Raw genomic sequence first — 10,389 nt, 5'->3', positions numbered from 1 at the left:
GGGCGCCGGCGCCGGCGGCCTGAGCGGCGATCCCCCGCAGGCCGGCCCCGTTGGTCTCGCTCATCAGGCGGTCCACCGCCGCCGTGCCCGAGCTGTAGCTGGTCCCTGTAGCGGACTCGGGCACGGCGGCTCCCCTCCTGGACCCGTAGAGCACCTGTTCCAGGCCGGACACCAGGCGACGCACGTCGGCCTGGGGGCGCACCACGAGACGCAGGAAGCGGCTGGACGAACCGATCTTGTTGCCGCATTCACGGACCAGGACCCGGTGCTCGGTGAGCATGCGGTCCCGGACGACGGTGCCCTCGGCGCCCACGGGCAGACGCACGAAGAGGAAGTTGCCCTGGGAGGGATAGACCGTCAGGCCGGGCAGCGAGGAGAGCTGACCGGCCATCTCCAGGCGGTCGCGGCGGACCTGATGGAGGCTCTGCGCGTACTCGGGCCCGTGGTCGCGCAGCATGAACACCACGTGCTCCGCGAAGGAGTTGAGGTTCCACTTGGGGAGCATGGCGCGCACCCGGCCCGCGAGCGCCGGGTTGGCGACCAGGTAGCCGAAGCGGATGCCGTGCAGCCCGAAGTTCTTGCCGAGGCTGCGCAGGACGACGACGTTGGGGCGCAGCATCGCCTCCTGGACCACGCTGGGCTCGGCCTCCGCGTCGGCGAACTCCAGGAACGACTCGTCGATGACGACCAGGTCCCGGTCGGCCATGGCGTCCATGAACTGCACGAGCGCGTGCTTGTGCAGGAAGCCGCCGTCGGGGTTGTTGGGGTTGCAGACGACGGCGACCCGGGTGCCGCGGACCCGGATGAACTCGGCGTACTGCGCGAGGTCGAGGGCGAAGCCGCCGGACTCCTGGAGCGGGAACATGTCGACCCGCTTGCCGGTCTCCATGGGCTGGTCGGTCCAGCGGCCGAAGGTGGGGACGGGGACGGCGAGGGACTCCCGGACCAGCAGGTGGTCGAGCCAGGTGATCAGCTCCGTGGAGCCGTTGCCCATCGCCACGCACTGCGGCGGCAGTTGGAGCAGGCTGCACAGTTCGGCGGTGATGGTCTCGGCGCCGCTCGGGTAGTACGTGATGATGTCGCGCAGCCGGCCGGCCATCTCGTCGAACATCGCCGGGGTGGGGAAGTACGGGTTGCAGGGGATGCAGAAGTCCACCGGGCCGGCGCCCACCGCCTCGCCGCTCTCCCGCGTCAGCGCCGCCATCGACGGGCTGTGCGCCGCGGTGCCGCGGAACAACGAGGTGACGTTGCCGGACAAGTGAACCTCCGTATGTGGGTGGCCCGCGCGGGGGAGCACGGGCCGCCCTTACATACGGAGGGGTATGGGGCGCTGTTCAACGTGTGTGAAGGAAGTGTGCCCTCACGCGTCGAACGAGTGCACCGTGGTCGTCCGGTACGTCTGCCCCGGCCGCAGCACGGTCGACGGGAACGACGGCTGGTTCGGCGAGTCCGGGAAGTGCTGCGTCTCCAGGCACAGGGCGTCGCCCTGCCGGTAGAGGGAGCCCCCGGTGCCGGTCAGGGTGCCGTCGAGGAAGTTGCCCGAGTAGAACTGCAGGCCGGGCTGGTCGGTGGCGATGCGCAGGGTGCGGCCGGAGGAGCGGTCGCGCAGGGTGGCGATGTGCTCGGGACGGTCGGTGATGCCCTTGTCGAGGACCCAGTTGTGGTCGAAGCCCTTGGCGGTGATCAGCTGCGGGTGGCCGTCCCGGATGTCCCGGCCGATCGGCTTGGCCCGGCGGAAGTCGAAGGGCGTGCCGGACACCTTGGCCAGTTCGCCCGTCGGGATGAGTCCCGCGTCGGTGGGCGTGTAGCGGGACGCCGCGATCGACAGCTCGTGGTCCTCGATCGTGCCGCTGCCCTCGCCGGCCAGGTTCCAGTAGACGTGGCTGGTGAGGTTGACGACGGTGGCCTTGTCGGTGGTGGCCTCGTAGTCGATGCGCCAGTCGCCGAGCCGGGTGAGCGTGTACGTCACCTTCGCCCGGAGCGTGCCCGGGTACCCCATCTCGCCGTCGGCACCGGTGTAGTGCAGGACCAGGCCGACGTCGGAGCCCTCGGTGAACGGCTCGACGTCCCAGACCCGCTTGTCGAAGCCCTGGGCGCCGCCGTGCAGGGTGTGCTCACCGTCGTTGACGGAGAGCTGGTACGCCCTGCCGTCCAGCGTGAAGCGGCCCTTGTCGATGCGGTTGCCGTAGCGGCCGATCAGGGCGCCGAAGTAGGGGCTGGAGGCCACGTAGTCGTCGAGGTTGTCGAAGCCCAGCGAGACGTTCTCGTGGCGGCCCCGGCGGTCGGGGATCTCCAGGGACTGGACGACGCCGCCGTACGACAGCACCTTCATCCGCGTGCCGCCGTTCTCCAGCGACCAGCGGTAGACCTTCGTGCCGTCGGCGAGCTTGCCGAAGAGCTCCTTCACCGGCTTCCTGCCTCCCGTGGCGTGTGCCGTACCGCCGGCCGCGGCGGCGGTGATGCCCGCGGCGGCGGCTGATGCGATGACCGTACGTCTGCTCAGTTCCATGTGCGGCTCCTCTGCTTCCGTGGAAAGAAGTCCGTGGAAAGAAGCGGGCCCCGCCTCTCGGTGAAGCGGGGCCCGGAGTGACCTACGAACCGACCCTGCGCTTGTTCCACACGTCGAACCCGACCGCCGCCAGCAGCACCGCGCCCTTGATGACCTGCTGCCAGTCGGTGCCGATGCCGACGAGGTTCATGCCGTTGTTCAGCACGCCCAGGACCAGACCGCCGATGATCGCGCCGAGGACCGTGCCGACGCCGCCGCTCATCGACGCGCCGCCGATGAACGAGGCGGCGATGGCCTCCAGCTCGAAGTTGAGGCCGGCCTTGGGAGAGGCCGCGTTGAAGCGGGCGGCGAAGACCAGCCCCGCCAGGGCCGCGAGCATGCCCATGTTCAGGAAGACAAGGAAGGTGACCTTCTTGTCCTTCACGCCCGACAGCTTGGCCGCGGGCAGGTTGCCGCCGATGGCGTAGATGTGGCGGCCGATGATCGCGTTGCGCATCAGGTAGCCGAACCCGACGACCAGCACGCCCAGGATGAGCAGCACGACCGGGGCGCCCTTGTAGCTGGCGAGCAGCAGCGTGACGACGAGGACGGCGGAGACCAGCGCGACCAGCTTGAGCAAGAACAGCTTGACCGGGGGCACCTCGAGGGCGAACTCCAGCTGCCGCTTGCGGTCGCGGACCTCCTGGAACACCACGAAGGCGATCAGGGCGAAGCCCAGCAGCAGGGTGAGGTTGTGGTAGTTGGTGTTCGGGCCGACTTCGGGCAGGAAGCCGTTGGCGATCTTCTGCAGGTCCTTGGGGAACGGGCCGAGGGTCTGGCCCTTCAGGAAGATCTCCGTCAGACCGCGGAAGAGCAGCATGCCCGCCAGCGTCACGATGAACGACGGTATGCCGAGATAGGCGATGAAGAACCCTTGTACGGATCCCGCGAGGGCGCCGATGGCCAGGCACAGGATGACCGCGACCGGCCAGGGCAGATCGTTCTTGACCATCAGGACGGCGGCCATCGAGCCGATGAACGCGGTCAGTGAGCCGACCGAGAGGTCGATGTGGCCCGCGATGATGACGAGCATCATGCCGATCGCGAGGATCAGGATGTAGCTGTTCTGCAGTACCAGGTTGGAGACGTTGCGCGGCAGCAGCAGGTCGCCGTCGGACCAGACGGCGAACAGCACCACGATCAGGCCGAGGGCCATCAGCATGCCGTACTGGCGCATGTTGCGGCGCATGCCGTCGAGCATCAGCCGCAGCAGGCCGTCGCCGGAGGCCGCTCCGCCTCTGCCGGGTGGCGCGGGGGCCGGGGTCTTGGCGGTCACGTCCGTGCTCATCGGGTTACCTCGTTGTCCTTCTTGTCCTTCGTCATCCGACGCATCAGCGCTTCCTGCGAGGCCTCGGCCCGCGAGAACTCGCCCGTGAGCCGACCGGCGGCCATCGTGTAGATCCGGTCGCACATGCCGAGCAGCTCCGGCAGTTCGGAGGAGATGAAGACGACCGCCTTGCCCTGGGCCGCCAACTGGTCGATGACCGTGTAGATCTCGTACTTGGCACCCACGTCGATGCCGCGCGTGGGCTCGTCCAGGATCAGCACCTCGGGACCCGCGAAGATCCACTTGCTGAGGACGACCTTCTGCTGGTTGCCGCCGGACAGCTTGCCCACCGGCTCGAAGACGGTCGGCGCCTTGATGTTCATGGACTTGCGGAAGTCCTCGGCGACCTGGCGTTCCCCGTGCTCGTCGACCACACCCCGTTTGGAGACCTTGCCCAGCGCGGTCAGCGAGATGTTCCGGTTGATGGTGTCGATGAGGTTGAGGCCGTAGTGCTTGCGGTCCTCGGTGACGTACGCGATGCCGTGCCCCACCGCCTCCGGGACGGTCTTCGTACGGATCTCCGTGCCGTCCTTGAGGACCGTGCCGCCCGCGTGCCGGCCGTAGGTGCGGCCGAAGACGCTCATCGCCAGTTCGGTGCGGCCGGCGCCCATGAGTCCGGCGATGCCGACGATCTCGCCCCGGCGCACCTCGATCGAGACGTCGTCGACGACCTTGCGCTGCTGGTCGATGGGGTGGTGCACGGTCCAGTTGCGGATCTCCAGGGCCGGTGCGGAGCCCTCCTCGGGGTGGTGCGGGGTCCGCTCCGGGAAGCGGTTCTCCAGGTCGCGGCCGACCATCCCGCTGATGATCCGGTCCTCGGTCGTCTCCTCGGCCTTCACGTCGAGCGTCTCGATGGAATGCCCGTCGCGGATGATCGTGACCGAGTCGGCGACCCGGCGGATCTCGTTCAGCTTGTGCGAGATGATGATCGAGGTCATGCCCTGTTCCTTCAGCGAGAGGATCAGGTCGAGGAGCTTGCCGCTGTCCTCGTCGTTGAGCGCCGCCGTCGGCTCGTCGAGGATGAGCAGCTTCACCTTCTTCGACAGCGCCTTGGCGATCTCCACCAGCTGCTGCTTGCCCACGCCGATGTCGGCGACCCGGGTCTCCGGGTGCTCGTCGAGGCCGACCTGGCGCAGCAGTTCGGTGGCGTGCTTGAGGGTGTCGTGCCAGTTGATCAGTCCGCGCTTGGCGTGCTCGTTGCCGAGGAAGATGTTCTCCGCGATGGACAGATACGGCACCAGCGCCAGCTCCTGGTGGATGATCACGATGCCGTGCCGCTCGCTCGCCCGGATGTCCTTGAACCGGCAGGTATCGCCCTCGAAGAGGATGTCCCCCTCGTAGCTGCCGTGCGGATGGACGCCGGAGAGCACCTTCATCAGGGTCGACTTGCCGGCGCCGTTCTCGCCGCAGATGGCGTGGACCTCGCCCTGGCGGACGGTCAGTGTGACGTCCGACAGCGCTTTGACACCGGGAAAGGTCTTGACGATCGAGCGCATTTCCAGGACGGGTCCCGCCATGGTCGTGCCTTCCAATCCTTGTGGGGCCCGGTTACTTGAGGTCGTCCGCGGAGTAGGTGCCGCCGTCGACGAGGACCTTCTCGTAGTTGCTCTTGTCGACGCTGACCGGCTGCAGCAGGTAGGCGGGGACGACCTTGGCACCGTTGTCGTACGACTTGGTGTCGTTGACCTCGGGCTTCTTGTCGTTGAGGGAGGCTTCGACCATGTTCGAGGCGACCTTGGCGAGTTCGCGGAGGTCCTTGAAGACGGTCTGGGTCTGCTGGCCCGCGATGATCGACTTCACCGAGGCGACCTCCGCGTCCTGGCCCGTGACGACCGGCATGGGCTTGCTGCCCGAGCCGTAGCCGTCCGACTTCAGGGCGGACAGGATGCCGATGGAGATGCCGTCGTAGGGCGAGAGCACCGCGTCGACCCGCGCGCTGCGGTAGCTGGAGGTGAGCAGGTCGTCCATGCGCTTCTGCGCGGTGCCGCCGTCCCAGCGCAGGGTGGTGACCTGGTTGAGGTCGGTCTGCTTGGACCGGACGACCAGGTCGCCCTTGTCCATGTACGGCTTCAGGACGCTCATCGCGCCGTTGAAGAAGTACTTGGTGTTGTTGTCGTCGTTGGAGCCGGCGAACAGCTCGATGTTGAAGGGGCCCTTCTTGGAGCCGTCCTTCAGGCCGAGCTTCTCGACGATGTACGTGCCCTGCAGCTCGCCGACCTTGCTGTTGTCGAACGAGGCGTAGTAGTCGACGTTCTCGGTGCCGAGGATCAGCCGGTCGTAGGAGATGACCGGGATGTCGGCGTCCTTGGCCTGCTGGAGCACGTTGCCCAGGGACTTGTTGTCGATCGCGGCGATGACCAGGGCGTCCACGCCCTGCGTGATCATGTTCTCGATCTGGGAGACCTGCTGGTCCGGGTCGTCCTCGCCGTAGACGAGCTTGGTTTCGTAGCCCTTGGCCTTCAGCTCCTTCTCGACGTTGGCGCCGTCGGAGATCCAGCGCTCGGAGGACTTGGTGGGCATCGCGATGCCGATGGTGGCGCCGTCGCTGCCGCCCTTGTCCTCCTCGCTGCCGCCCTCGCTGCTCTGGCCGCAGGCGGTCAGCGTGAGGGCGAGGGAGGCGGCGGAGGCTATGGCTGCGAGTGCGGCTCTGCGGTTGCGCATGGTCATCATCCTTGAGGTGGGTGCCGGGCTCGGTCTGGTGTCGCCAGTACGCAGGAAACGCTGAGGGTGGATCGACCGAGAGCAGGTGTGTGGGATTGTGCGCGGTCATGTCTTCTTTTGTGAAGCAAGTTTCCGGAACGTTATGACGAGATCTCGAACCGGTTGAGCGGGCCCGGCTCGCGCGTGCCGAGCGGAGCCATCTCGCCGTCCGCCCCGTGCCGCGCGAGCAGGTCCAGTGCGAGCCGGCCGCGCCGCACCCGCTCCTTGGCGGTGGTCAGCGTCAGTTCGCGCAGGTGGTGGCCGTACGGATAGATCCCGGGCGCCTTGGAGAGGCCGAACTTCAGATACAGCGGGGCGCCGCGCCGGACCAGCTCGGCGACCTCGTACATCCGTACGTAGCCGCCGAGATCGTCGGGGGCCTCGATGTACATGTCCATGGGCGCGGCCGAAACCCGCCGTATCTCGGTCAGGTGATCGGGCGTCAGGTCGCTGGGCACGTTGATGGAGTCGGCGCCGAGCCGCTCGTACACCGCGTACGAGGCCGGGTTGACCGGCCCCACCAGTGCCGAGAGCTTGAGCGTGGTGTCGGCGGGGATGATCCCGGCCGACCGCGCCCGGTGCAGCGTCCACAGCACGCCCTCGTCGGCGACGAGCAGGCACTGGACGCCCAGCTCCGTGGCCCGCACGGCGTCTTCGACGCAGCCGGCGACCGCGTCGTGGCCGCGTGCCCGCAGGCCCGCGCCGCCCGAGTCGGTCCGGGTGGAGCCGCCGATGTCCCAGGTGCCGCGCGGGCCGGTGAACAGGCAGAGTTCGATGTCGCGTTCGGCGGTGGCCTCGACCATCTCGGTGATCTCGGCGTCGGTCAGCATCCACACGCCGCTGCCCTGGCTGATCCGGTGGATCGGCACATCCAGCCGCGAGGACTCCTTCAGGACCACCCCCAGCGCCTCCGGCCCCTCGCAGGAGGGGATCTCGGTGCGCCAGCGGCCGCCGCCCGGGAAGGAGTGCGGCGAGGCGTCGGCGGGGTCGAGGGCGGGCGCGGCCAGGCCGAGGGCGGTGAGCGCCTGCTCACCGGGCCTGCGTGCGGCGGCCTTGGCGGAAGCGTCGGTCACAAGCTGTCCTTAGTGTTCGGTATTTCGGACGAAGTTCGCGGCTCTGGGGAGGAGCGGCCGGAGTGCCGGGCCGGGAGAGCGGTCCTGCGGATGGATGTACGCCGGTACGGAGGCCGTCAGGTCGCCCCCGTACCGGCGTACGGATCAGGGGCGGGCGTCAGGGACGCAACAGCACCTTGCCGACCTTCGGATCGCCGGACCCCACCAGCTCGATGGCCTCGGCGAACTCCCCGAGCGGCAGCTCGTGCGTCACCAGCGGCCGCGGATCGAGCAGGCCGGCCGCGAAGACCCGCACCGTGTGCGCCCAGGCGTCCGGCGGCGCCCCGAAGACGGTGTGCACCCCCAGCTGACGTACGACCAGGTCGGTCGGGTCCAGCCCGTCGGCGCCCGGCGCCGGGATACCGGTCAGCACCAGCCGCCCGCCCCTGCGGAGCAGTCCGGCGGCGGTGCGGGCGGCGTCGGCGGACCCGGCGGTCTCGATGACGACGTCGAAGTCGTCGGGGAGGGGCTGGTCCTTCGTCCGGAAGTCGGTCGCCCCGTACTGCCGGGAGAGCGCCTCCCGGTCCCCGCGCGTGCCGACGACCAGCAGTTCGCCCGGGGACGCGGCGCGCAGGAACTGCACGGCGAACATGCCGAGCGTCCCGGTGCCGACGACCGCGACCCGCTCACCGGGGCGGGCGTTCGCCTTGAGCGCGGCGGCGGCGATGCAGGCGGCGGGCTCCAGCAGGGCGGCGGCGGTGAGGTCGGCGTCGTCGGGCAGGACGTGCAGGAGGCGGGCGGGCAGCGTCAGCGTGGGCGCCATGGCCCCCGGCTGGGTGAACCCCGTCTCCTCGTACCCCGCCGTGCACAGCGTCGTCTCGCCCTCGTGGCAGCGGTCGCACACCTGGCAGTTGCGGAACCCCTCGCCCACCACCCCGCGCCCGACGAGGGACGCGGGCACCCCGGCTCCGACCCGCGCCACGGTCCCGGACCACTCGTGCCCGGGGGTGAGCGGGTAACGCACGTACCCCTCGGGCCGGTTGCCCTGGTAGACCTCGCGGTCGCTGCCGCAGATCCCGGCCGCGTGCACCCGCACCAGCGCCTCGCCGGGACCGGGCTCACGCGGCTCGTGCGGCACCAGCCGGTGCTCGCCCGGCGCCTCGATGACGACCGCGCCGCTCATCCCTCGGTCCCCTTGGGCTTGCGCTGCTCCCAGCCCTCGGCCCACAGGTCGAAGCGGGCCTGCTGCTGCGGGAACTCGGCCGCCGCGTCGACGTCCAGCTCGACCCCGAGGCCGGGCGCGTCGGACAGGTGGAAGCACCCGTCCTCCGGGTCCACCACCGGCGCGCCCTTGACCACCTTCTTGATCTCCGCGTCCGCGAAGTCGTTGAAGTGCTCCAGGATCTTGAAGTTCGGTGAGGTGAAGCCGACCTGGAGGCTCGCGGCGGTCAGCACCGGCCCGCCCACGTTGTGCGGGGCCACGAGCGTGTAGTGGGTCTCGGCGGTGGCGGCGAGCTTCCGGGTCTCCCAGATGCCGCCGATGTGGCCGACGTCGGGCTGGATGATGTCCACGGACTGGTCCTCGAACAGCTCCCGGAACTCGATCCGGTCGTGGATGCGTTCACCGGTGGCGACCGGGATGTCGACCTTCTCGGCGACCTTCCGCAGCGCCTTGAGGTTCTCCGGCGGGACCGGCTCCTCCAGCCAGGCCGGCTTGAAGGGCGCGAGTTCGCGCGCGAGCCGGACGGCGGTGGCGGGGGAGAAGCGCCCGTGCATCTCCAGCATCAGCTCGGCGTCGGGCCCGATCGCGTCCCGCACCGCCTCGATCAGCGACACGGCGTACAGGCTCTGCGCGTGGTCGAGTTCGAAGTGCCCGGTGCCGAACGGGTCGATCTTCAGCGCCCGGTACCCGCGCTCCATGACCCCCTGGGCGGCCTTGTGGTAGGCCTCCGGCGTCCGCTCGGTCGTGTACCAGCCGTTGGCGTACGCCTTCACCTTGTCGGTGACCTTGCCCCCGAGCAGCTGCCAGACCGGGACGCCGAGCGCCTTGCCCTTGATGTCCCAGCAGGCCATCTCGACGACGGCGATGCCGGACATCACGATCTCGCCCGCGCGGCCGTAGTCGCCGTACTTCATGCGGCGGACCAGGTCCTCGACAGCGAACGGGTCGGAACCGAGAATGTGGTTGGCCTCGGCCTCCTTCAGATAGCCGAGGAGGGCGTCGGTGTGCCCCAGCATCCGGGTCTCGCCGACTCCGGTGATCCCCTCGTCGGTGTGCACCTGGACGTATGTCAGGTTGCGCCACGGCGTCCCGACCACGTGTGTGCTGATTCCGGTGATGCGCACGGCAGCTGCCCTTCGCTATGTTCGATATTTCGTCACTCGTTCGAAATGCTGGCGTGACAGTAAGGAGACGGCGGTCGGGGTGTCAATGGGTCGGACACATAACGGTTTCGACAGTTTCGAAAGTGCGGAGCGGAGCGGTTCCGGCCGCTTCCCCACACAACCTTCACAGCCACGTCTAGGAACGCGCCCGTCGCGGAACTTAACCTTCCCGCGTCATGGACTACTGCGACCCGTGCCGACGGCACCTCAACGGCGCCCTCGCCTGCCCGGGGTGCGGCACACCCGCCGGACAACTCGGCCCACCCGGCGCACACTTGACGGCGAGTGAGGGGACCCCGCCCCGAGTCGCCGACGAGACCCGCACACCCGACCGGCCCTGTCCGCCCGACCGGACCCCCGCACCCGACCGGCCCTAC

8 protein-coding genes are annotated in these 10,389 nt (G+C 69.0%); all 8 read right to left on the bottom strand.

Going from position 1 to position 10,389, the window contains the following annotated elements:
- A partial coding sequence (locus EBH09_RS10910) for a histidinol-phosphate transaminase (protein WP_153182644.1) occupies positions 1-1,258 on the bottom strand: 1,258 nt, incomplete at its 3' end.
- 102 nt (positions 1,259-1,360) lie between these two features.
- Positions 1,361-2,509, bottom strand: coding sequence for an aldose epimerase family protein (locus tag EBH09_RS10905; RefSeq protein ID WP_193776231.1), 1,149 nt, complete (start codon positions 2,507-2,509; stop codon positions 1,361-1,363).
- Between the two features lie 82 nt (positions 2,510-2,591).
- On the bottom strand, positions 2,592-3,836 hold the full coding sequence (gene mmsB / locus EBH09_RS10900; RefSeq protein WP_121746792.1) for a multiple monosaccharide ABC transporter permease: 1,245 nt from the start codon (positions 3,834-3,836) through the stop codon (positions 2,592-2,594).
- A complete protein-coding gene (mmsA, locus tag EBH09_RS10895; RefSeq protein WP_121746791.1) occupies positions 3,833-5,392 on the bottom strand; it encodes a multiple monosaccharide ABC transporter ATP-binding protein in 1,560 nt (519 codons plus the stop codon). Before mmsA ends, mmsB begins: the two co-directional genes overlap by 4 nt.
- A gap of 31 nt (positions 5,393-5,423) precedes the next feature.
- Complete coding sequence (gene chvE, locus EBH09_RS10890) at positions 5,424-6,536, bottom strand: multiple monosaccharide ABC transporter substrate-binding protein (RefSeq protein ID WP_121746790.1); 1,113 nt, start codon at positions 6,534-6,536, stop codon at positions 5,424-5,426.
- Positions 6,537-6,676: 140 nt separating this feature from the next.
- A complete protein-coding gene (locus EBH09_RS10885; RefSeq protein WP_121746789.1) occupies positions 6,677-7,648 on the bottom strand; it encodes a hypothetical protein in 972 nt (323 codons plus the stop codon).
- A 157-nt stretch (positions 7,649-7,805) separates the two neighbouring features.
- The gene (locus tag EBH09_RS10880; protein WP_121746788.1) at positions 7,806-8,810 is read right to left on the bottom strand and encodes an alcohol dehydrogenase catalytic domain-containing protein; all 1,005 of its coding nucleotides are present in this window, start codon (positions 8,808-8,810) and stop codon (positions 7,806-7,808) included.
- Positions 8,807-9,973, bottom strand: coding sequence for a mandelate racemase/muconate lactonizing enzyme family protein (locus tag EBH09_RS10875; protein WP_121746787.1), 1,167 nt, complete (start codon positions 9,971-9,973; stop codon positions 8,807-8,809). Before EBH09_RS10875 ends, EBH09_RS10880 begins: the two co-directional genes overlap by 4 nt.
- Positions 9,974-10,389: the final 416 nt, after the last annotated feature.

This window comes from Streptomyces sp. E2N166 (assembly GCF_003671715.1).
Classification (GTDB): Bacteria; Actinomycetota; Actinomycetes; order Streptomycetales; family Streptomycetaceae; genus Streptomyces; species Streptomyces thinghirensis.
This window is presented reverse-complemented; position numbering and strand designations above follow the sequence as displayed.

Coding starts and splice junctions, on each gene's coding strand:
- EBH09_RS10880 (WP_121746788.1), bottom strand. CDS start 8,810: ATGAGCGGCGCGGTCGTCATCGAGGCGCCGGGCGAGCACCGGCTGGTG.
- EBH09_RS10905 (WP_193776231.1), bottom strand. CDS start 2,509: ATGGAACTGAGCAGACGTACGGTCATCGCATCAGCCGCCGCCGCGGGC.
- mmsB (WP_121746792.1), bottom strand. CDS start 3,836: ATGAGCACGGACGTGACCGCCAAGACCCCGGCCCCCGCGCCACCCGGC.
- chvE (WP_121746790.1), bottom strand. CDS start 6,536: ATGCGCAACCGCAGAGCCGCACTCGCAGCCATAGCCTCCGCCGCCTCC.
- mmsA (WP_121746791.1), bottom strand. CDS start 5,392: ATGGCGGGACCCGTCCTGGAAATGCGCTCGATCGTCAAGACCTTTCCC.